Source organism: Cellulophaga algicola DSM 14237 (genome assembly GCF_000186265.1).
GTDB lineage: Bacteria > Bacteroidota > Bacteroidia > Flavobacteriales > Flavobacteriaceae > Cellulophaga > Cellulophaga algicola.
The window spans coordinates 3,254,959-3,278,238 of the sequence record NC_014934.1 but is presented as its reverse complement, the minus strand read 5'-3'; the positions used below and the strand labels follow the sequence as shown (position 1 = coordinate 3,278,238).

Here is a 23,280-nt window from a genome sequence, read left to right as displayed (position 1 = left end):
TAAATAAAATGGAAATGTTAAAAAAAATAATAGTAAGGATAGTCATCATTGCTTTACCATTGGTGACACTCTACGCTTATTTTCTAATGGAGTCCGAAGCAAATAGCCGTAAAGAACACCCTACAGATGTAGGTTTAGGCATTGCCATTATGTTATTTTTTATCCTTACAGTTTTAGTGATTGGTTTTAGTATAGATTTAATTAAGAGACTTCATAAAAAACACTATAAAGTTGCTTTCATAGACCTCTCTTTTCTATCCCTATTTATACTCCCTATCTTATACATAAATTGCCAAATGGGAGGTTGCTGTGATGATTTTTGTAACGGGTATATTAATTTTATGAATAGGGTATTTTAAAACCCTAAATTTAAAAAGAGGCTTGCGAAACTTTAAAGAGATAGTTTCACTTCTACACAACTGAAACAAAAAAAATAGAAAACTAAAATGACCTATCTAAAAATTTTAATACTTTTAATACTCTTGCTACCTAAGCTATCTATTTCACAAGTAGAGAGGATAAACATTCAAGGAAAGGTAGTAGAATTTAGGACCACAAGCACTAATGAGGATACACAAACAGAAACTTTAACTCTTTTTACAGGCGATAAAGAATTAGCTTCACTTATTCTTTCAGATTTTGATGGGGATTGTAGCAGTGAGAATATTGAACTAGGCACCTATAAAATAATTGAAAACAGCATCATTTTCTATTCCTATTGGGCAAGTGCAGACCGAATGCAAAAAAATAAGTATCCGTATGGTTTTAGAAAAGAGCAGTATAGGTTTGATACAAATGGTGAATTAGTGCTAAGAACGACTGAATTATACATAGAAACGTATGTAGATGATTGGACGGTACACCAAGGGATGACGTTTTTAAATACAAATCCAAAATCGGAGCATGAACTTAACTTAAAGAACGATTATATAGCTAAAGCTGAAAAAATGTACCAAAGTCATTTTGTATTAGGAGCAGAAAAGCAACAACTAGAACAAGAAGTACGAGAAATTTTAAAAGCTAAAATAAAAGAGAACACTGGCTATTGGGCAGAAGTGTATGGCAAAAACAGTAAGCATTAAATAATAACTATATTCTTAGCTATCGTTTGTAGATAATATAAAAGAGCTGCAGAAGAGCATGGAAAAGATGGTAAAATCAAGATATAGTACTCACAAATGTAAATGAGTTAGCTATTGCAACAATTTCTACTATAGACTATCTTAACGCTTCTAAAACTTACCCATTGAAATAGACAGAAATAAGTCTGTTGCTATCATTTATAAAATGATACAACCTACACTAAATTAACTCCTTATTAATGATCACAATACTTGTTAAAATACTATTCTTCTCTTGCATTCCTTTAGGTATCATTTTATTAGTTTTCGCCATCAAAAAATTGAGAAAAAAATTTAATCAACACTCAGTTTTAGAATTTCCATACCAATATACCAGTCACCATTTTCATATAAAAGAAGCTGGGATATATGCGATCTGGCTTAAAGGGCCATTACTTAAAAAAACGCCTGTAACCAAGTTTGAGCCACGTATCATAAATACCGCTACTAAAATGAACGTAACGCTTAATACACCCCTTTTTCGGACACAGTTAAACAGCTATAAGCAAGGACAGATAAAATTATTTTATTTTACGGTAAAAGAGGGCGATTATGAAATACGAATACTTGAGGGTTCTAGTAGCTCAAAAATTGAAGGGTTTATATCACAGGTACTCCCGAATAGTACTCCCGAAAATTCATTTTTTATTCAACTTAAAAAAAGTCAACCCTTTTACATAACCATACTCTTAATTCTTTTAATTATAATTTCTGCTGGTTTAATTTTTGGAGGGCTGGTATTGGGACTCTTATCAACATTGCTATTTGGTCTACAACAATAGAGAAGAACATTGGCGTTGATTGGGAGATAAAAAAGAAATACACACGACCTAAAAAAAGAAGCTAGTACCCATTTTACAACTCATATTGTTATATTGACCCTATACTTAAAAAAATGAACCTAAATTATATTCTAGGAGCCATCATCACCATTCCTCTTTTACCCCTACTCTATTTTCAAGGAAAAAAAATAAAAAAAAATGTTCCTAGATTACCGGAAGCAAGAGGACCTAAAGGGATAACTTCTATTGCCTCTAAAAAAGTTCTCCGCATGCTAACCATAGGAGAAAGTACTATTGCTGGTGTAGGTGTCGCTACACATCAAGAAGGTTTTACAGGTAATTTAGCTAATGAATTAGCTATAGCATTACAGACCAATATTGAATGGAAAGTTTATGCCAAAAGTGGTTACACTGCCAAACAAGTGTGTGATAAAATTATAGGCACTATTACGGAAAAATCTATTGATATTATTGTGATAGGACTCGGCGGCAATGATGCCTTTGAATTAAACTCTCCTAAAAAATGGAATAGAGATATACGTACTCTTATAAAAAGTATCCAACTAAAATTTAAAGGAGTTCCTGTGGTTTTTACCAATATGCCCCCTATTAAAGAATTTCCTGCATTTACAGCTTTAATAAAGTTTATTATTGGTAATCTAGTTACAATTCTAGGTAACGAATTAGAAAAAGTGGTTAAAAATTTTGATAATGTGTACTATTATACCCGTCCAGTAAGCTCTGTAGATCTCATCAACCGCTATAACCTTAACATACATTCTTCTAATTTTTTTAGTGATGGGGTGCATCCCTCAAAAACTACATATCAAATTTGGGCAAAAGATATTTCTAATTTTATACTTGAATCTCCAGATATTAAAATTGCACTACAGCGATAAAATGGTATAAATCATTTCAACTAATTATTGACGTTTTTAATTTTCAAAGAAAACTACAAGCTCATAAAGAAATAACGATTACTTTTATTTTTCGAGACTACTGAAAGTTCTATAATTCAGTTGTTCTAAAAAAATAGTACCATTTAAAACCTAAAAATTTTGATTGAAGAAAAGGATTTTATCTTACGTGAAGTACAACGATTAACAGAAGTTCTTAAAAATCTTATCCGTAAGGTTAATGATTTTGAAACTGGAAATGAAGAAAGCGCATTGGACCATATTAAGCTAACATTAAAAAATGAATTTAATATTTCTATATCAGAAATTTCAGAAATAGCGCCTGATGATTTCACTACCCTAATTCAAAACATGAATGAAGATCACCTTGAAAAGGTAATAGAATTAGTGTTTAAACTTATTAAAAAAAGTAGAGAGCATCATGGGAATTTAAACTTAGATGCATCAGAATTAATTATAAAAAACATCCAGATGATTACCCTATTGGACCAAAAATCAAAAACATTCTCTATGGAACGAATGCAAATAAAAAATACGTTACAAAAATGGAGCTAGCCAAAAACGTATAAATCGTATCTTTATAAGACCTTTACATATTTAGATTGAGCTAAAAACTTAAAAACACATACTCTTGAACGAAATTGAAAAACCTAAACAACGTGGGCAATTAAGACAACTTTTGGGCAAAGAATATTTTATTCTTAAACGAAGGTATCATTGGGTTTTTACTGACCGTAAATATGCGAACACAACCAGCAATACAAGTTTTACCCATTCTGTATTTAAACACAGATCTCTTGTGCTAAGACCGCTTAAAGATGTGGATATGTATCTTCAAGAAAATAAAAGAACAAACCTTAGTATTGCTATAAAACATTTGCATGAGATAGAGATAAAACCCAATGAATATTTCTCACTCTGGAAACTTGTTGGTCGCCCCACCAAGAGAAAAGGATATTTAGAAGGTTTGGTTTTAAAAAGCGGGGCCATAGATCGTGATATTGGTGGCGGACTCTGTCAGTTAGGTAATCTCCTATTTTGGGTTTTTGCTCATAGTCCACTGACCATTACAGAACGCTACAGGCATGGGTTTGATGTTTTCCCTGATGTGAATAGAAAAGTACCTTTTGGTGCGGGAGCAACACTCTCCTATAATTATATTGACTTGCAGGTGAAAAATGAAACAGAGCATAGTTTCATAATTAAACTATGGTTAGACAAAACACATTTAAACGGAGAATTATTTTCTAATAATGAAATAAAGGAATCTTATAAAATTGAAGAACGCAATCATCAAATTAAACAACAATATTGGGGAGGCTACTCTAGGCACAACCAAATATTTAAAATTATAAATACGGGTGAAGCAGAAACAGAATCAATGATTGTAGAAAACCATGCCATCATGATGTACAATCCGTTCCTTCAAAATAAAAAAGAATAACCACTACTATAGCTGACCACTACAACTATACCCTCCTAATTACCTGTTAAGATAGGTTTGTCATGTAAAACAATATAAACTAAGAGACTGATAATGCTGTAAACCCTAATCTAGATCACTCTTAGCTTGGGTAACATGATGAAATGAAGGAGAAGTTTCGGTCATGCTACCTATACCTTTCCTGTTTATTTTGAACATAACATCCTTTGTTGTAGTAAATAAAAGCACCGATAAAAAAGACTTTCTAAGGTATGGCTTTAAGACTACTAAAGCTTCCTCTAAGGTTAGCACTTCTTCCTGATCCTCTGTTTCTCTAGATCTGTAACGAAATTTAAGCAACACTTTAAAGCCTTTATCAGAATAGATTGGTCTCAAAAATATATTTTTCAAGTCGGGCTTACCAATAGTCTTTGCCATCGTTAACTTAGCAAATCGGCCTTCTTGAACACTTTCTTTTACTTGTTCCCAGAAAAGAACAAACATATCTTGGTATGGCATAAACTAAGGATTATAAATGATTTTTTTTTGAATTTCAAAAATACTACTAATAATTCAATTCATAAATCCGATTCCCCACTAATCAGGAAATTACTTAGAATAACCAGGTTTAAAAAAAGAAATCTACTAAACAGACGAATGAGAAAAGCTATAGAAAAATTGTAAACTATTGTAAACTGAAATAAACAAGTTAACCTTTAGTGGTATTTATAAGTATAAACATTTTACCTTATGCCATAAGAATAAATCAAAAATGCTGAAATTTGAAAAAAAATAAAATGTCACTCCTAAAATTACTTTTTTTGTTTCTATTTTATAGTATTAGCTGTATAAACGGTTATGCTCAAAATGACCTGTATTCCTTATCATTTACAGCCAATCAAGAAAACTATAATGATTCCTACTGTTCACTATATTATAATCTTGAAAAAGAAGGACATCAATATATCTTAACTAATCCCAAAGGAATTAATGTTTTGAAAAAAAAATATGACACTATTCTTTATACTCCAAATTTTATAAAAGCTATTCTTAGTGATTCTATTGCTATATACAAAACCTGTACGCTTGAAGAAATTAAAATACCAGAACTAAAAGAGGTCTATTTTATAGAAGACGGATTAGAGGTTCTTACTGCTACTGGACCGCACTATTATGATAATTCCATCTCAAAAATTAATGCCTTTCCCGAACCAGATCTATTTTCATGTGGCACGGTCTATTCTACAGAATACTCCATAAAGTATCTAAAAGATTTAAAAAAATATGTTCTCATCATTACTAAAGGTAATTTTGGACTATTAAAAGAAAAAATAACACTTCATTTCAAAGGCATACCAGATGCTATAGATAGTTTAAGTTTTTTAGACGGAGGTAATTATATTTCAGTGAGTGTAAATACTCAATATAAAAAATTCCCCAATCATATTAAAATTATACGGTACGGCAAAAGTGAAATTTATTATTATGATTTTGATAAAGCAATTTATCAAAAGTCAGCCAAAGAAAAACCTGATTATTTTATTAGTAAAAGTACTAAAGATACCATCTTCTTTCCTCCAGTTAGACCCTCCAACTTTTCTAAAGAAGAAGGAAGTGTAACTCTTGAAAGAGTTACTCCTGAGGTATATGATCAAATTGAGCAGAATACTATAGACCACTTAATATACCTCTACAGTGATGATCAGATTGGAATATTCCCTCAGCACCTAATTCCAGATTTTAATCAGTTTAGTCAGAAAACAAATTCGTTTTACCGAATTACCAAAAACGGAAAAGAAGGATGGTTAGACATTAAAACGTTTAAAGAATTCTACAATAAAGAATAAATAGGTACTGTACTTTAAATAAAATGGGAGATACTAATTGTTCTAACCAATTAAAAAAGATGTGAATTTTGATTCGTTAAATTTGAAATAATCCTACTCCTCATCAAGAACCTACTAGGATTTTTTACCTGTTTATTAAATTTTTCCTACAAATAAACACTACGTAAATCTACGTAAATAACAAGCTATCCGTGTATTTTCTATTTTCTATATAAAAAAGAAACAATCCCTAAGTAGCTTACTCACAACACCTATTCATCGTTAAAATATGCGCTTCATCGATTAAATAGGAAATATACAGAAAATACACACGAATATTGTTATAACTTAATTTCGTACGAAATTTTACCCTCAAAATAAAATACGTAAGAAATAACTTAAAAACAGCTATCAACCACTGTAATGACCAATAACGTACTTTGTTCTGTTCCTACTCCCCAACTAGCACTATGTATTAATAGTTGTTACAAAGAACGTACACCAAAAACTTTTCTTTATGGCACAACTCATCGTCTACCTCATCATGTTATTGGTTCTATATATCATTTAAAAATATTTAATAATAAAGAAAACATAGCTCACTAAGAATAGTGTTAGATAGTAACTAAGCAATAAATACACATCAATCTATGTAAAAATAAAACACCGCATAAAACAAAAAATCAACCACTTCTCAACCCACACAAGACTTAATGAAATTTTTAAAAAAAATTGATAAAGTTCTGGCCGCATTTGGTAACATGCGTGCTTTAGAACGAAACCATGTAGATACTTTTACAGAAAATTTAATACAAAACATACCCGGAAATAAAATAGCTGAATCAAACGAAGGCCAAATTTGGACGAGCTTTCAAAATTTAGCAGGCTATTATTTCCTAAACACAACCGTACTTTCTCATATTAAAATTAGAACCACAAAAGGCACTAAGCTTATGTTTTGTGATGGTCAGAATAATTTTATGATTACTTCTGATAGCGATGAAATAAATTCTAATTTTTCAAACATTTCAAAATGTTGGATCACTAAGATAAATTACATTATTAATAAAGAGCAACTCAAAAACATCAAAAAAAATAATATCAATAAAATCAAGTTAAGTTACAAAAAGAAAACGCTTACTTTTTTTGGCAACCTACATACTGATGCATCCACACTAAAACCCCATCTCATTCAATAAAACCCTCCCTATGACTAGAGAAGAGCATTTAGTATTTTGTAAAAAATGTACCAATCGTACCCTAGATATGCAACAAGGAATGCTTTGTAACCTTACCGGTTTAAAAGCAGATTTTGCCCCCACATGTTCAAATTACAGCCTAGATACTAGTATAGAAGAGCGCTTAAATGACGACAAGCACTTACAGCGTGAAGACATAATAACCTTAGTTTCAGATGAAAATCTAGTAAAAATAAAAGCGGAGCAAAATTTACCAGCAGCTATTTTTGGCGGACTTTGTGCAGGTATAATAGGAGCCTTACTATGGGCTGTCATCACCACTGCTACTGGGTATCAAATTGGATTCATGGCCATAGGTATTGGTGCAATGGTAGGGCTTGCCACAGGATATTTTGGCAAAGGAATTGACCTAATATTTGGATTATTAGGTGGTGGGATAGCCTTATTAAGTTGTATTCTAGGGAATTTCTTGAGTGTTATTGGAGCTATCGCCACCTATGAGGAATTAGGATATTTAGAAACATTAGTTCTTTTTGACTATGCGCAAGCCATTCCTATTATGTCTGAAACTTTTAGTCCTATGGATATTTTGTTTTATGCCATAGCTACTTTTGAAGGTTACAAGTACGCCTTTAGAAAACTTACGGAAAAGGAACTTTCTCAGAGCAACAAATAACCCTATCCATTGAGAAATTAATGCAAAACCTATTGTGTTAACATCTATAGTTTTAAAGTTAGTCTGCTTTTTTATTAGGCTCTAATTTAGAGTATTAATAAAAAAAAGCTTATGAAATTTAATATAGAAGGAAAAACTGCTCTTATAACAGGAGCAGATTCAGGAATAGGAAAATCTACCGCTGGTTTTTTAGTCGATGAGGGAGTTACCATCATACTATCTGATAGAGATCAAGAAGCCTTAAATGAGACTATTAAAGAATTAAAAGAAACCCGTAAAGACGCTAAAATTTTCGGAATTACGGCAGATATCACTAAAAATGAAGAAGTAAAAGCCTTAGCTAAAAAAATTAAAGATGATTTTGGTGGAGCGCACATTGTGGTTAATGCTGCAGGTGCACGTGGAGCTGCGGGAGATTTTTTAAGTCTTTCTGATGATGACTGGATGCAAACCATTGATGTAGATTTAATGGGAGCCGTACGTATAGCCAGGGCTTTTATTCCGCAAATGCAAGAGCTTAACTGGGGTAGAATGATTATGATTGCTTCCGAAAATGCCTACCAACCCTACGAAGAAGAGAGTCCGTATAACGCATGTAAGGCAGGAATTATCAACTTATCTAAGTGTTTATCACGTTCTTACTCCAAAGAAAATATTTTATTTAACTGTGTTTCACCTGCATACGTAAAAACACCAATGACAGACGCTATGATGGAAGATTTAGCCGAAGAACGTAATTGTTCTGTAGACGAAGCTGTAGCGTGGTTTGTAAAAAATAAGAGACCACATATTGCCATGGAACGTAGAGGAAAACCTGAAGAAGTTGGGTCTACTATTGCATTTTTATGTTCTGAGCATGCTACCTACATCAACGGAGCTAATATACGCGTGGATGGTGGAGCGGTAGAATCTGCTTTCTAAGCTATAATTTGTTTTAAAAGAAGTGCTAATTTTTTAGGAGCTTCTAGAGGTATCAGATGACCGATACCATTTAATGGAATAGGTGTTGCTTTTTTAAGATAAGGCAACACCTCTTTTTGTATCGCTACATCTTTAATAACAGAATCATCCATAGAAAAAATAACACTTACTGGAGTCTCTAAATTTATAACTTGAGTTGCAATAGAATTATTCATTCCAGTGTTTAACCACCATTGCCAAGAAACTTCTGCTATTTTCAGTTGCGAGTTTACGGCATAATCAAAGCGTTCTTTTTTTAAAGATTTAACAATTCCATTCTTCACTGTTTGTATGGCTTCTGCCCTATCAGTATGTTTCAACATGCGCTTCTTTTCTTGGGCAGACATGTCTTCTGTTGTAGGAGGAGAGGGAGCAACTAATATAATTTTACTTGGTGGATTATCAACATTCTGTAAGGCCGCATGTAACGCTAATTTACCTCCCATAGAATGTCCTACTAGGATATAATCCTTAAGCTCTAGTGTCGCAATTTCATCATTAATAAATTTTGAAAAACTGGAAATAGACGGAGTTTCGGATACGGAGGTGCCTCCAAAACCTGGAAGAGTTAAAGGCAAGCAGGTATAATCGCTTTTTAAGTGTTTAGATACCCATTGCCAACTTCCTGCATCACCCCCAAAATAATGGAGAAACACAATCGCTTTTTTCGAATTCTTAACAGCTTTGTCTTTCTCCATAGGTTCCCGTTTTATTTTTTCTTTTTAACTATTTTTTTAAACAGTTCTACAAACAATACAGTTATTGCTCCAAATACCAGCCCCACAACAAACTCTTTTACCATACTTGGCACACTATTAAAATGGTCATGTAGCCAATGGATATTGTGAACAAAAATTCCGCCTGCAACTAATAATAAAGCAATAGTACCTACTATAGCTAAAATTTTAATCACCCATGGCAAAGCGTTTACTAATACATGCCCTACTTTATCAGAGAAACTATCTTCTTGCTCATTTAGGTTTATTAATTTTAAACCAAACTCATCCATACGAACTATCAATGCTACGATGCCGTACACGCCAACGGTTGCCAAAATAGCAATTATAGTTACTACCATTATTTGAATGGAAATTTCTTTTTCTGTAACTGTACCTAGCGCGATAATTACTATTTCTACAGAAAGGATAAAATCGGTTACAATAGCTGCTTTTACACGATCTTTTTCTAAAGCTAAAATTTCTTCATTAGTCATATCAACATCCAAATTCTTCTTTTCATGATGTTTGAGTACTCCTAAATATTCTAATATTTTTTCTGCTCCTTCATAGGCAAGATAGATGCCCCCTAAAACCAGAATAACTGTAATTGCTGCGGGTAGAAATGCACTTAATAGAAAGGCAAAAGGCAGAATGATTAATTTATTTAAAAAAGAGCCTTTTGTAATTGCCCACAATACAGGAATTTCTCTGTCGGACATAAAACCTGAAGCTTTTTCTGCATTCACGGCTAAATCATCTCCTAAAATACCTGCTGTTTTTTTTGTTGCTATTTTACTCATTACGGCAACATCGTCCATTAAAGCTGCGATATCGTCTAGTAATGCAAAAAAACCTGATGCCATAGTTGTTGTGTATAAATTTCAGGTTGCAAATTAACCTTTTTCCTTTATTCCACTAAACCAATTGTAAATAATTAGAACTATAGCGAGTATTAATAGGATATGAATGATACCTCCTAAAATTTTAAATACTAAAAAACCTAGAATCCATCCTACAAAAAGGAGTACTACTATACCCCAAAGTATCTTATTCATATTTTTGTTTTTTATTTTAATACTGTAAATTGAAGTCGCTCTTCCTCTGCCTTCCCTAAATTAGTTTTAATCGTATCTAAACATTGATAAAGCACTGTTTTTAATTGATTAAAAGAACTAGGCTTCTGTAAGTAGCTATTGGCTCCCATTTCTTGAAGTTTTTCAACCTCCCAATCATTAAATGATGTGGAATAAATGATTACATCAATACCTCTAAATTTTTCTTCTGCCTTTATATCCGCAAGACATTCAAAACCATCCATCATGGGCATTTTTAGATCTAAAAATATGGCTTTTGGTAAGGCGGCTTCAGAAAACAAATCTGCCATTAAATCTACCCCATTTTGAAATGTTGTTAGCTCAATATTGATAGGCAATTCTTGTAAAGCATCTGAAAAAAATTGACGGTCATCTTGATCATCATCGGCTAAATAAACTCTCATAAGGCAGTAAAAGGTTATGGCAAATGCAAAAAAACACAGCCTATTTTAAAAGATTAAAAATAGGCTGTGTTTTGATAAGATACTAACTTTAAAAAACTAGAAATTAACTCAAATGATTTTTTTTTAGAAAAAATCAAACAAGGCTACTACCCCATTGTAGGAGATAACACAAGCAAAAAATAAAGCTGCGAATAGCCCAATATTTAGGCCCAAACCTGCTTTATATTCTTTCATTAAGCCCTTATTATTTACCAAAAGAATAATTCCAAGAATTACTAAAGGGAGTACAAAAACATTAAATACTTGTGATAATATTTGCATTTGTATTGGATTTGCACCAAAAATGGGAACAATTAAGGCAAAACAAGAAGCTATTCCTGTAATGATTTTAAATTGTTTTGAGGTAGTATCTAGTTCCCCAGATTGATAATCGGCAAGTAAAATTGGAGCAATCAATAAACATGGAAAAATTGAAGAAAGCCCGGCGCTTAGCGTTCCAAAAAAGAAAAGTGTTAAGGCAAATTTACCAGCAACAGGCTCTAGTGTATTAACCATATCTAAAACTTGGGTTACTGGTTTCCCTTGGTGGAATAAAGCTCCAGAGGCTACCGCCATTACTGAGGCACTTATTATAAACACTAAAATTGCCGCAATAATAGCATCTTTCTTTTGTTGACTTCTATTACTCATATTCCATCCTTTACCTTTTACAAACAAAGGTCTTGATAGAAATGTTGCTGCTGCCATAGTAGTCCCCACAAAAGCGGCTACCATCATTTTACCCCCTTCAACTTGTGGCACACTAGGAATTAACCCTTGCGCGACTTCGATAGGTAATGGGTATACCATAAATAAGGATATAATGAACGATAATCCCATGATCGTAACAAAAATAACCAGTATTTTTTCGAAAAATGTATACTTCCCTACTAGTAATAGACTGTACATTATGGCGATAACAACTAAAGCAACGATAAGTACTACTTCATACCTACTACCAGACAAATCAGGAAAATAGATGACAATGATTTCAAAAATAATATTTGATGAGATCCCTAGAATACCCATTAAAGAATTCCATTGCCCTAAAGATATTCCGACAATAATTAGTACGGCAATAAGCTTTCCATATTTTAAGTGCTTTTTAAAGGCATACAATGCAGTTTCTCCTGTAACTAAGGCAAAATTTCCGTAGGCATACATTAAGATACCTGAAAAAATACAGCTCAATAGTAAAACCCAAAGTAATTGCATGCCGTAGGTGCTCCCCGCAACAATCATAGAGGTAACACTCCCCGTTCCTATGGTATAGCCAATGGCAAATATTCCAGGTCCGAAGGCTAAAACTAATGCTAAAATCTTTTTTAAAAGTGAGGGCTTGCTTGTCAGTTTTTCCATAAAATGCTTGTTTTAAAATGGATAACTATAAATAAATATCATTAAATTAATAAAATCTACTTAAATTGGTTACCCAGATTGGTTCACCAAAAATAGAAATATTATTGACACATTCAAGTTTTTGAGCATAAATTACACTTATAATCTCAAAATAATATACACTATTATATGAATAATTTATCTCGTGAAGATTTTCTAAAATTATCAGCATTGGGTATGGCTGCAATTCCACTTCTAGGAATGAATGTAGTAGAACATGTAAAAACCATTTTCAAGTAGGGAACCAACTGTTCATTTATTTTCTAAACATTTACAGTTTTTAAAGTATACAGAAATGTCTAAAGCCGCTGTAGAAATGGGTTTTAATGGCTTAGATATTACCGTTAGAAAAGGCGGGCACGTAGCTCCTGAACATGTAGAAACTGATTTACAGAAGGTTGCAAAGGCCATGCAGGAAGTTGGTCTTTCTACAACATTAATTACTACCAATATTACAGATGCTACAACTCCTAAAACTAAACGTATTTTAGAAACCGCTAGCAAACTGGAATTTACGAATTACAGGATATATTGATTAGAATATCCTAAAGCTGTTTCTATTCCTGAGAGTATTGAAAATTTTAAACTTCAATTTGAAGAACTTGAGAATTTAAATAAAACACTACTACTTACGGGTTCCTATCAAAATTATGCAGGTGTACATGTGGGTGCTCCTGTCTGGGATATCCATCAAATTATAAAAGCTAGAAATCCAGAATTTATGGCATCTCAATATGATATTAAACATGCTATAGTAGAAGGTGGCACCAGTTGGCCATTAGGATTACAAATACTACAATCACATATAAAATGTATTGTAATCAAAAATTTTAAATGGAGGTAAGAAAATGGGGTATGGAACCCTATAAATGTACCTTTAGGTGAAGGAATGGTAGATTTTAAAAACTATTTCTCATTGCTTAAAAAATATAACTTTATGGATATTCCAATTTCATTAGATTGTGGGTATGATTGGTGAGGTGCAGAACAAGCTGCTAAAGAGATATCAATTACTAAAGAAGAGGTCTATAAACGAATCAAAAAAGATCTAGAATTTCTTAAAAATGCTTGGCGTCAAGCAGAATAAGAATTATAATGAAATTACCGTTTTCAAGACCCAAAATACCCAGAGCATTTAGCCGTAGAAGAATGTCCTCCCGGAAGCATCTTGGTAATTGATAGCCGAAAAGATGCAAGAGCTGCATCTGCAAGTCCTATAGTACCTACGCGATTAATGGTTTCTGGAGTGACTGGTCTAGTCACTGATGGTGGCTTTCGCGATATCGCAGAAATACCAGCTTTAGCGATGCCTTCTTACCATCAAAAGCCCTCTGCTCCAACCAATTTAACCGTACACCAAGCTATTGCTACTAATAATCCTATTGGCTGTGGTGATGTTGCTGTTTTTCCTGGTGATGTTCTTCTAGGAGAAGATGGTGGCGTTATGGTAATTCCGGCAACTATTGCTGCATCTGTAGCTCAAGAAGCAAGTGAAATGACGCTATATGAGATTTGTCTTAGAAAAGTAGATGCAGATTACCCTATTAATGATTTTTTACCCATTAACCAATGATAAAATTCGTGCAGCATTTGAAGCTTAGAAAAAAGCTTAAAGTTTTGATCCGTAAGCTAAATCTCCTGCATCGCCAAGACCTGGAATTATGTACCCTTTAGCGTTAAGCTCTTTATCTACTGCTGCAATCCATAGTTGGGTACTTTCTGGAAATATTGAATTTACGTAGGTAATTCCTTCTTCTGATCCTATCACCGAAACAATATGAATTTCTTTAGGGGTACCATAACCTTCTAAACCTTTTAAAACATTTTCTAATGTTCTTCCGGTAGCCAACATGGGATCTACAAGAAGTAGTGTCTTGCCTTCTAAATTTGGAGCCGCAAAATAATTTACAATAACTTCAAAATCGTCCGAATCATTTTCATGATGACGATATGCTGAAATAAAACCATTTTCGGCATCATCAAAATAATTTAAAATTCCTTGATGAAAAGGTAAACCCGCTCTAAGTATAGAACAGATAACAATATCTGAGGGCGCTAAAGGTATTGTCTTTTCTCCTAATGGCGTTGTAGTTAACTGATCTGTATAGGCTAAGGTTTTGCTTAATTCATAACTTAAAACCTCTCCTACGCGTTCAATATTTTTTCGAAAACGCATACTGTCTTTTTGTATGGTTACATCACGTAATTCTGCAATAAATTTGTTTAAAACTGAATTTTTAGTTTCAAAATTATGAATAGTCATAAAGCGTAAATTTCTCTAAAATTACACTATTTAATAAGAGATTAAAAAATCTATTTAATTCCTTTTCTGTTTTTTTGCATTCTTATTCATTTTATAGAAGACCAAAAAACCAAAAATAGCGATCAACAATCACATCTACAATAAATGATTGTGTATACCCATTTTTAATACTAACCCACAACCAATTACCAGTAACAACACCATTACACACGGGTACTAGCAAACCAAAAAGACTCCCTAAAAGCAAAGACGTTTTATTCGTAAACGCATTGTCTTTTTTAAAGACAAACACCAATGTTAACGCTAACCAACCTATAAAATAAAAGTTATAAATAAAAGATTGACTCGCAGGTTCTACTAGTTTAACCGCTATAAAACTCAGTGCTGTAATTGGAAACATACTTAAACATATTGCCAAATAAATTTGAACTACCCTCTCGTTAAAACGGCGTTTTTTCTCTGGTATATTTTTTTTATCACGAGCAACCAACCAAATCATAACTCCAGAGATAATAACAAAACAGGTGACAAAACCTAACAACATACTTAATAGTTTTAACGCCAAGCCTCCATAATCTCCATAATGGATTCTATACAAGATATTCTTAACGGCTTCTACATAACTTTGCTCCGTAATCGGGTTTTTCTCTGAAACTATTTCTCCCGTTTTAGCCTTGTAGATCACTTCCCCCATGCCATTAAAACTAGCTGTATATGCTAAATGTCCATTGAGCAAAACATGCATATTTTCATCGCCATAATTAAAAATATGTACTTCAGAAATTTCAAAGTCTTTCCATTTTTTTTGGGTCTGTTCCATATAATTAGCTACAGAAACATCTGCCATTAGTTTTTTATACACAGGTTGATAACTAGGATGCGCATAGCCCAAATCCTCATAAAATTTGGCTTGATCCCCATTATACATGATCAAAACATTAGGAGCCACTAAAAGTAGTTTTATCATAAAAAATGCTCCCGTAACTGCATAAACAAATTGAAACGGTAACCCTAACATCCCTAATGTAGTATGTGCATCTGTCCACATTGTTTTTAATTTTTCTAGTGGCCTGAAAACATAGAAATTTGAGACTATCTTCTTCCAATGAACGAGTACTCCTGTGATAATGGCAAACAAAAAAAATAGCGCCACAAAACCAGATAAGTAATACCCCATAGGATAGGGTATTTGAGCAAAGAAATGCAAACGATATAGAAATTCGCCCAATGAATAAGACTCTAAATAGGTATTTTCTTTAAAATTTTTAGTGTCTATGTAGAAGAATTGTGCACTCTTAGTTTCTTCTGGCGCTACTGAATCTTTTGAAGCGGCAATGGAAACTCCCACTTGCTGTTCTCTAAAATATTTTTTTAGTTCAATATCCCTGCCATATAAATTGTGCGTTTTAGTAATGGTATCTAGAACAGCATCTACATTAAATTGCATATCATCTGTAATTTCTACAGTTTGATTGCGCTCCCAATTCACAATTTCATCTCTAAAAAAAGAAAAAGAACCTGCAAAAAAAATTACGTAAAGAGCTACACTTATTACAATACCACTTACGGTATGGGTATGAAAAAGAATATTATAAGTTCGGTTTTTCATTAGGCTATAATTGGATTGTAAATTTTACCTATGTAAATTAAAAAGGAAAATACTAAAGTGATTAAGAGATAAACTGCCCATATTTTCCAACCGTTTTTAGCTAAAAAAGCAACAATCATTAATACCACCCAAAGTATGAACCCCGTAAAGGTAGCTGTGATTATTATTGCGGTATGGTTAATTACATAAGCAAGTGCTATATGAGAAGAAATGCTCACTAAATACCCTCCGACTATTCCGGCTGTGATCTTAGCAAAACGTTGCCAATTAGAGGATAAGTATTTTTTATTTGCTGGCATAGTACTTATAATAGAAAGGTTTCAAAACAAAAACACGGAATGAAAATTAGAAGTGCAATTTTATACGTGATTAAGTGTAAAGGGGCTAATAAAACAATAAAGCTAGCAAGGAGCATTAGTGTAATTAGAAAAACAAGAAGTCCACTTCCTAAGCCAAATAAGTAACTGTGTAAAAAAACAGAAATAGCTATTAAAATACTAGCAAATATTTTTCCGAAACTACGATGAGTTTCTATCCAGTTTTCGAAGCCGAAACCAACATGTTTTACCGCTCTTTTTGACGTATTATAAAACATATAGAAGGAAATGAAAACAAGAAATATTGCAATTGAAATCATAAATTGAACCATTAAAACAACCCTGGATGCATGAGCTCATCCAGAATTGTTTGAGAAAAAATAAACTAACTCACTTAAATAATGCTATTGAATACAATACGTTGCGCAATGCCAAATAAACTCATAAGCATCCCCATTGTACGTCCCGGGTATGCGTTCTTCAACTGTAGTTTCAATGATGTACTTGGTATCCCATGGCTTTTTAAATTGCACATACCCATTTTCATCGGTTTCTAGTGTTTTGGTCCATAAATCTGCCACATATACTTTAAATTCATTTTTTGCTAAAGGCTCATTTTTAAATAAAACCTGTAGTTTTACTTCTTCTTTATTTTCGGAAACATCTTTAACTGTTATTCCTGAGTCATTTAAGATTGCTGTTTCTCCTTTCGCTTTTCCTATGGCTATTTTTGCGATGGAATTGTAATGTGTTTTGAAAATTCCGAAATCATACTCGGTATAATCAATAACATTAATAGCATCATTATTTAAGACTACAGTATACACTCCCTCTTGCTTTGGTGTAAAATAACCTACATAATAGTCTTCTTTAGCGCGCACAGACAATTCACTTTTTATTCCTTCACTGTCTACCACCCAAAGTGTAAAATCTTTTACGCTAGGAAAAGCTTCTCCATTTACTTTTTCAATAACGCCGTAGGTATATTCTCCAAAGTACACTCTTACTTCCTGTTTTTTTCCTTTCTCCCCTTGCGGATTTGCTTCGATCCACAAATAATGTGCGAAACTTTGCGCGGTAGCAAATAGGAGTATTGCAAAAGTTAAAATTGATTTTTTCATAATTAGTTCCGTTTAAAATGAATAGGTTACTGTAAGCCTTCCGTTAATTCCTGGTTCTGATTGCCAGTATAAATAAGTTCCATAGTTAGAGCCTGAATACAAGTATTCATTCAGGATATTATTTACGTTTGCTTGTATTCTAAGCTTGCTATTTTGCCAAGAAAGTCCGCCGTCTAATCTGAAGTAATCAGGTAAATCACTTTGATTATCTGCGCCCCAAGCCCAAGTAGAACGATCTATTTGATATTGATACCCCAGTGATGCGCCAAAACCTCTTAATTTTGAAGCTTCAGGAAAACTATAGTTCAACCAGCCATTAGTCATATGCCTTGCATGCCCTGCCACTCTTGTTCCTATATTGTCTGGATTGGTATCTTCTGTGATTTCAACATTGGTATTGGCATAATTTAAAATGATATTCAATTCTGGCGTAATTTCCCCTTGCAAATCAAACTCAACACCCTTTGATTGTATCTCCCCTAACTGAATAGAGAAATTGACATTATCAGGATCCGTTACCAATACATTTTCTTTAGTAATTTGATATACTCCTAAAGATGTTTTTAAACGTCCATTAAAAAAAGTTTTCTTAAGACCTCCTTCAATATCATTAGCCTCTTCAGGATCAAAATAAGCTCCTGCTTCACTAATTCCCGTTTGTCCTTGAAAAGATTGATCGTATAAGGCATAGGCTTTTAGTGTTGGCAGTACATCTACACTTAATCCTACTCTAGGGGTAAATTTCTCATCGCTCTCATCTTTACCAATTGTCTTTAAATTAGTATACCTACCCGCCAATGTTAGTCTAAGCTTATCTTGAAATAAACCTATTTCATCCTGAAAATAAAATGCGCTAACGGTGGTACCGTAATTATAAACACCATCTCTAAATTTCAAATCTACAGATCTATCAAAATTTGGTAAGACAGAATTACCATACGTTGGATTGTAAATATTAAAAGGCTCATTTACATCGATTACTGCAGATTGACTAAAGTCTGCCCAATATTCTTTTTGACTAAAATCATAACCTCCAAGAATTTTATGACTCACATTTCCAGTGTTAAATTTTCCATTTACATAAGTCTGAAAATACTTCCCAACAGATAAAGCGTCCCAAATACTTATATAACGAGCAGCGTCTCCTGTATCAGAATCTAAACTCGATAGCCAAATAGAATTCCCTACTTGATCATATCTCATGTATGCAAATTGAGATGCTACACTCCAGTTATTGGAAAAATCATGGTTAAAATTTGTAAATAAAGAAGTTTCTTGAATATTTGTCGCTGGATAATTTGAATCTGTAAATTTAAAATCTCGATCTAAACTACCATACCCACCATCTACAGGAGCAAAAACATAGGCCGATCCTAAAAAACTCTCGGCATCTTGTATACTTAACTGCGTTGTTAAAGAAGTTTTATCTGAAACGTTATAGGTTATTGAAGGAGATATTCCAAAACGTTCCGCGTCTTCTCCTCCTCTATGAGAATCTGCTGTTTGGTACATTCCGTTTAAACGATATAATAATTTACCATTCTCCGTAAGTTTACCACCAAAATCTGCCGTGGCTCTGTAACTATCAAAACTACCTGCAGCTACAGATATTTCTGCTACACGATTTATGGTAGGCATTTTAGTGACAACATTATAAAATCCGCCAGGTTCTCCTGCAGACATCATAAACCCTGCTGGTCCTTTCACAAATTCTATCCGTTCTACACTACTCATATCTTCAGATAGTGGCCCCCAAGAATCTTGAATATTTACTCCGTTTCTAAACGCTGGCAATCGAAAGCCACGCATATTTACCCGTGCAAAACTCCCCCAATGCTCTAACATGGTGACCCCACTTACATTACGAATTAAACCATCCATAATATTGGTTACTTGTTGGTCTTTAAGTAAATCACTACTTACTACCTGTATATTTTGAGGTAGGTTTACAATTTCCGTTTTTAGACGCAAAGAGGTAGAAGGCGTTTTAACGCTATATTTATTCTGGCGCCCATTAACGACCACTTCTTCTAAAGCCTCTTCATGGTCCGTAAGTTGTATAGACGCTACGTTTGTTGTTTTATTTGCTACAACTGTAATTGTCTTTTTTACTGTAGAAAACCCAATACAAGATACGTCTAACGTATAAGTCCCTGCAGGGACAGAGGTTATATTAAACAGTCCCTTAGCATTGGTCATCACCCCATAAGACGTATGTTCTAATACAACAGTAACATCTGCTATTGGTTTGTTTTGTGAATTTACTACACTACCCTTTACGGTACTGGTTTGAGCTACAGAAAAAGATACTATTCCGAAAATTGCTACAAACGCAAATAAATTTTTAAGCATTATAATTTGTTATTTTTAATTAGTCTAAATAAGTTTGTGGCTGCAAACTTAAAAAGGACTGCTTAATTTCAAACGACGAGTTATGATAAAAAAAAGACGCAATTGCAACAATGAAGAAGTGTGTGATTTACGGCTATCCGTGAAATGTCTTAGAGATGAAATTGGCGTAGAAATAAACAATTACTCTAGTAAAGGCGTGAGTTTACAACAATACCATCTGCTACCTAAATTTGGTGATGGCACTATAAATTATTTCATTTCAGAAGACATTGAAATTACCCTGAGCAGGTTTCAATTGCATAAAGACCTTCTGTATAAGCCAGAAATTGCTAAGGAGATTTTGCAAATATGTTTTCTAATTACAGGTGAAAAAATTATTTATATTGATGACATCCAACAAATATTTTATGAAAACAGAGCATCCTATATGGCGAGCATTGATCATTTTAGTGGATATAGTAGAATTTTAGGGAAGAAACAATTTAAAGAAATTAGGATCGTGGTGCCAAAAACATTTTTAATTAATCATGGTTTTATAAACGATTATGATTTTAAAAAATTAACGGATGAAAAATTAATTCTTCCTATTACCGAAGAACTTTTAAGTATTCTTTTAAGTATTGAAAAAAAAGATAGTGTTGAAAAAGCCAATCGGTTGTATTTGAGAGCAAAAGTATTTGAGCTTATTGCGTTACAAATGGAACTTTATAAAAAAAATGAAGTAAGTCCTACTAAAACAAATCAAACTAAGATTCTAAATATTTTATATGATGTAAAACAGTTCATAAAAACAAACATACACAAGAACATCACGTTAACAGATTTAGGAGATGAAGTGGGAATCACAGGCCCGGCATTAAATAAAGAATTTATCAGGGTTTTTGGGTATTCTATACACGATTATACGACTACAGAAAAAATGGATCAAGCCAAACTTTTATTAGAAAACTCCCAAAAAATGGTCTATCAAATTGCTGAAGAAGTGGGGTATAAAAATGCGACCCATTTCACCGCAGCTTTTAAAAAGAAAACAGGAACTACGCCCAAACAGTATAAAAAACAATTGTAAGCTTTAGTTTACTCTTGCCTCCAAAAGTTTAATTCTGAAAAACTATAAATTCTGATCTACGGTTCAACGCATGTTCTGCTTCTGAGCATGGTGCATCATTAATACATTTATTTACCAATAAGGTTTCTCCGTAGCCGGTTGCTGTAATGCGGTCTTCAGAAATTCCCATAGAAACAATATAGCTAACGGTAGATTTAGCTCTACGGTCTGATAACCATAGATTATAACGATCACTATCTCTACTATCGGAATGTGAACCTACCTCTACACGAGCATTTGGAAATTCTTTCATATAAGCAACTACCTTATCTAATTCTGGATAAGCATTTGCGTTTAAATACGAACTATTCGTATTAAAAAAGATAGTTTTAAGTTTTAAAATTTCTACCAAATCTGCACCAATTACGGAAGATTTATCTCCTTTCTCCATGGCTATGATAAAATTTAATTCTTCTAAAATTTCATCGACGGTACCCATTGGGGTTATTAAATATACGGTCTCATCATTATAGCCATCTACCTCAGCAACAAAACGGTATTTTTTACTTGGAAATTCTATAGGAGAAGAAAATTTACCTTCAATATCAGCATTAATTTCAAACAGATTATTGTTGGTATAATCATACACTGAAACTTTACCAAAAGGAATCAGTTCTCCTGTTACTTTATCTATAATAGAACCATTTATTTTTGAAGCAAACTCTTCTGATTCTGTTTCTATTTTTTCGAAGGAAAATGCGTAAATATCATCATCCCCCATTCCGCCTGTTCTATTTGACGCAAAATATCCGTTTAATTTATCTTCATCTAAAATGATAGAAAAATCATCTTGTTTACTATTTATAGGAACACCTACATTAGAAACAGCTCCGGTTTTAGCGGATACTGTATACACATCTAATCCTCCCAATCCTGGATGTCCATCCGAAGAAAAATACAAATCGCCACTTGCTGCCATAAACGGGAATGTTTCCCGAGCTTCTGTATTGACCGTATTTCCTAAATTCTCTGGAGTGCCAAAAGTACCATCCTCATTTATGGTTACTTTAAAAATATCAGAAGCACCAAAACTTGGCGGCATGTCTGATGCAAAGTATAATGTTTTTTCATCGGCACTTAAACTAGGGTGCGCAGTAGAATATTCATTGCTATTAAAAGGTAACTCTGTTACATTACCCCAAACACCATTTTCTAAGTTCGCTCTATAAATTTTTAAGCGACTTAAGCCTGCTTCATCCTCCACAAAATTACCATTTTTACTGTTATTTCTAGTAAAGTAAACCGTGCTACCCTCTTTTGAAAATGCTGTTGATGATTCGTGGGTTTTTGAATTTAATTGTTTAGAAAAAACTTCTGGTGTTTTAAAAGTCCCTTCCTCATTAGTAGAGTCTGCTTGATACAAATTTAAATAAGCAGCATTGGTCCATTTATGTATGTTATTTACTAACAAACCTGTATCCCGTGCACTTGCAAAAACTAAATTCCCTTGATATATTGATGGGGCAAATTCTGAATTCTTAGAATTGACAGAAATTTTTTTTAAGGTGAATCGCTTTGTTTTTGACCTTATTTGCTCTAAATAATCGCTATTTTCTGCAAATTTCTGCGCTCTTGAATCAGAAACCTTTATTTTTTGGAATTTCTTCATATAGGCGTCCGACTTTTTATAATCGTCAATGGATTTTAAAGACTGTGCATACCTAAAATAATATTCTGCGCCTATGTCATCCGATTTTAAATCGAATAATTTACCATACCATTCCGCCGCCTTAGCATAATTAGCATTATTAAAATTAGCATCACCAAGGTTTTTATAAATCACCTCAGATTCATACCCTTTGGCTATTAATTCTTCGTAACTTTTTATTGCTAAGGCATACGAATGATTATTGAAATTTTCTTCTGCCTTTTTTAATTTAGATTGTTGTGCATAACCAAAAGTTAGCATTCCAAAAAAACAAAATAGATAGCAGTATAGTGTCTTTTTCATA

At 33.1% G+C, this 23,280-nt stretch carries 24 protein-coding genes and 1 pseudogene; 13 read left to right on the top strand and 12 right to left on the bottom strand.

Annotated features, from left to right (window positions below; all coding sequences use genetic code 11):
- Positions 1 to 14: 14 nt before the first annotated feature.
- The 6 genes from CELAL_RS14170 (at position 15) to CELAL_RS14145 (ending at position 4,264) form a co-directional block, all read left to right on the top strand.
- Positions 15 to 359, top strand: coding sequence for a hypothetical protein (locus CELAL_RS14170; RefSeq protein WP_013551584.1), 345 nt, complete (start codon positions 15 to 17; stop codon positions 357 to 359).
- Positions 360 to 446: 87 nt separating this feature from the next.
- A complete protein-coding gene (locus tag CELAL_RS14165) occupies positions 447 to 1,082 on the top strand; it encodes a hypothetical protein (protein WP_013551583.1) in 636 nt (211 codons plus the stop codon).
- Positions 1,083 to 1,321: 239 nt separating this feature from the next.
- Positions 1,322 to 1,903, top strand: a complete 582-nt coding sequence (locus CELAL_RS14160; RefSeq protein WP_013551582.1) for a hypothetical protein — start codon at positions 1,322 to 1,324, stop codon at positions 1,901 to 1,903.
- 113 nt (positions 1,904 to 2,016) lie between these two features.
- Entirely contained in the window at positions 2,017 to 2,802 is a 786-nt protein-coding gene (locus tag CELAL_RS14155) for an SGNH/GDSL hydrolase family protein (protein WP_013551581.1), read from the top strand.
- Positions 2,803 to 2,961: 159 nt separating this feature from the next.
- Positions 2,962 to 3,375: a hypothetical protein gene (locus tag CELAL_RS14150; protein WP_013551580.1), complete on the top strand. Its 414-nt coding sequence runs from the start codon at positions 2,962 to 2,964 to the stop codon at positions 3,373 to 3,375.
- Positions 3,376 to 3,451: 76 nt separating this feature from the next.
- Positions 3,452 to 4,264, top strand: coding sequence for a VanW family protein (locus CELAL_RS14145; RefSeq protein ID WP_013551579.1), 813 nt, complete (start codon positions 3,452 to 3,454; stop codon positions 4,262 to 4,264).
- A 105-nt stretch (positions 4,265 to 4,369) separates the two neighbouring features.
- On the opposite strand, the gene CELAL_RS14140 is transcribed toward CELAL_RS14145, so the two are convergent.
- Positions 4,370 to 4,762, bottom strand: a complete 393-nt coding sequence (locus CELAL_RS14140; protein ID WP_013551578.1) for a hypothetical protein — start codon at positions 4,760 to 4,762, stop codon at positions 4,370 to 4,372.
- Between the two features lie 302 nt (positions 4,763 to 5,064).
- Here CELAL_RS14140 and CELAL_RS14135 point away from each other — a divergent pair, with 302 nt between their 5' ends.
- The 4 genes from CELAL_RS14135 (at position 5,065) to CELAL_RS14120 (ending at position 8,865) form a co-directional block, all read left to right on the top strand.
- Complete coding sequence (locus CELAL_RS14135; RefSeq protein ID WP_013551577.1) at positions 5,065 to 6,090, top strand: hypothetical protein; 1,026 nt, start codon at positions 5,065 to 5,067, stop codon at positions 6,088 to 6,090.
- Between the two features lie 692 nt (positions 6,091 to 6,782).
- Positions 6,783 to 7,268: a hypothetical protein gene (locus CELAL_RS14130; protein ID WP_013551576.1), complete on the top strand. Its 486-nt coding sequence runs from the start codon at positions 6,783 to 6,785 to the stop codon at positions 7,266 to 7,268.
- 10 nt (positions 7,269 to 7,278) lie between these two features.
- Complete coding sequence (locus CELAL_RS14125) at positions 7,279 to 7,944, top strand: hypothetical protein (protein ID WP_013551575.1); 666 nt, start codon at positions 7,279 to 7,281, stop codon at positions 7,942 to 7,944.
- A gap of 111 nt (positions 7,945 to 8,055) precedes the next feature.
- Positions 8,056 to 8,865 (top strand): SDR family NAD(P)-dependent oxidoreductase, encoded by an 810-nt coding sequence (locus CELAL_RS14120; protein WP_013551574.1) that lies wholly within the window; start codon positions 8,056 to 8,058, stop codon positions 8,863 to 8,865.
- Here CELAL_RS14120 and CELAL_RS14115 read toward each other — a convergent pair.
- From CELAL_RS14115 to CELAL_RS14095, 5 genes are all read right to left on the bottom strand, one after another.
- Entirely contained in the window at positions 8,862 to 9,602 is a 741-nt protein-coding gene (locus CELAL_RS14115) for an alpha/beta fold hydrolase (RefSeq protein ID WP_013551573.1), read from the bottom strand. The two genes, CELAL_RS14120 and CELAL_RS14115, sit on opposite strands and share 4 nt — an antisense overlap.
- A gap of 11 nt (positions 9,603 to 9,613) precedes the next feature.
- Entirely contained in the window at positions 9,614 to 10,486 is an 873-nt protein-coding gene (locus CELAL_RS14110) for a DUF808 domain-containing protein (RefSeq protein WP_013551572.1), read from the bottom strand.
- Positions 10,487 to 10,516: 30 nt separating this feature from the next.
- The gene (locus tag CELAL_RS22180; protein WP_013551571.1) at positions 10,517 to 10,678 is read right to left on the bottom strand and encodes a lmo0937 family membrane protein; all 162 of its coding nucleotides are present in this window, start codon (positions 10,676 to 10,678) and stop codon (positions 10,517 to 10,519) included.
- 11 nt (positions 10,679 to 10,689) lie between these two features.
- Complete coding sequence (locus tag CELAL_RS14100; RefSeq protein ID WP_013551570.1) at positions 10,690 to 11,121, bottom strand: response regulator; 432 nt, start codon at positions 11,119 to 11,121, stop codon at positions 10,690 to 10,692.
- 123 nt (positions 11,122 to 11,244) lie between these two features.
- The gene (locus CELAL_RS14095; protein ID WP_013551569.1) at positions 11,245 to 12,519 is read right to left on the bottom strand and encodes an Nramp family divalent metal transporter; all 1,275 of its coding nucleotides are present in this window, start codon (positions 12,517 to 12,519) and stop codon (positions 11,245 to 11,247) included.
- A 334-nt stretch (positions 12,520 to 12,853) separates the two neighbouring features.
- Here CELAL_RS14095 and CELAL_RS21565 point away from each other — a divergent pair, with 334 nt between their 5' ends.
- Together CELAL_RS21565 and CELAL_RS14085 are read left to right on the top strand one after the other, a co-directional pair.
- The gene (locus CELAL_RS21565; RefSeq protein WP_052304004.1) at positions 12,854 to 13,093 is read left to right on the top strand and encodes a hypothetical protein; all 240 of its coding nucleotides are present in this window, start codon (positions 12,854 to 12,856) and stop codon (positions 13,091 to 13,093) included.
- A 609-nt stretch (positions 13,094 to 13,702) separates the two neighbouring features.
- Positions 13,703 to 14,131: pseudogene (locus CELAL_RS14085) on the top strand (RraA family protein); the annotation flags it as partial.
- Positions 14,132 to 14,167: 36 nt separating this feature from the next.
- Here CELAL_RS14085 and upp read toward each other — a convergent pair.
- The 5 genes from upp to CELAL_RS14055 all read right to left on the bottom strand — a co-directional run bounded on the left by upp (position 14,168) and on the right by CELAL_RS14055 (position 20,220).
- On the bottom strand, positions 14,168 to 14,821 hold the full coding sequence (upp, locus tag CELAL_RS14080) for a uracil phosphoribosyltransferase (RefSeq protein ID WP_013551568.1): 654 nt from the start codon (positions 14,819 to 14,821) through the stop codon (positions 14,168 to 14,170).
- Between the two features lie 91 nt (positions 14,822 to 14,912).
- On the bottom strand, positions 14,913 to 16,430 hold the full coding sequence (locus CELAL_RS14075) for a PepSY-associated TM helix domain-containing protein (protein ID WP_013551567.1): 1,518 nt from the start codon (positions 16,428 to 16,430) through the stop codon (positions 14,913 to 14,915).
- Positions 16,430 to 16,729: a hypothetical protein gene (locus CELAL_RS14070; RefSeq protein WP_013551566.1), complete on the bottom strand. Its 300-nt coding sequence runs from the start codon at positions 16,727 to 16,729 to the stop codon at positions 16,430 to 16,432. The genes CELAL_RS14075 and CELAL_RS14070 overlap by 1 nt, the downstream gene beginning before the upstream one ends.
- A 422-nt stretch (positions 16,730 to 17,151) precedes the next feature.
- Entirely contained in the window at positions 17,152 to 17,868 is a 717-nt protein-coding gene (locus tag CELAL_RS14060; protein WP_013551564.1) for a DUF4198 domain-containing protein, read from the bottom strand.
- Between the two features lie 12 nt (positions 17,869 to 17,880).
- Complete coding sequence (locus CELAL_RS14055) at positions 17,881 to 20,220, bottom strand: TonB-dependent receptor (protein ID WP_013551563.1); 2,340 nt, start codon at positions 20,218 to 20,220, stop codon at positions 17,881 to 17,883.
- A gap of 82 nt (positions 20,221 to 20,302) precedes the next feature.
- Between CELAL_RS14055 and CELAL_RS14050 the strand changes: the two genes are divergently transcribed.
- On the top strand, positions 20,303 to 21,289 hold the full coding sequence (locus tag CELAL_RS14050; RefSeq protein WP_013551562.1) for a helix-turn-helix transcriptional regulator: 987 nt from the start codon (positions 20,303 to 20,305) through the stop codon (positions 21,287 to 21,289).
- Between the two features lie 28 nt (positions 21,290 to 21,317).
- Here the strand turns inward: CELAL_RS14050 and CELAL_RS14045 are convergent, their stop codons facing one another.
- The gene (locus CELAL_RS14045) at positions 21,318 to 23,279 is read right to left on the bottom strand and encodes an OmpA family protein (protein WP_148229681.1); all 1,962 of its coding nucleotides are present in this window, start codon (positions 23,277 to 23,279) and stop codon (positions 21,318 to 21,320) included.
- Position 23,280 lies beyond the last annotated feature (1 nt).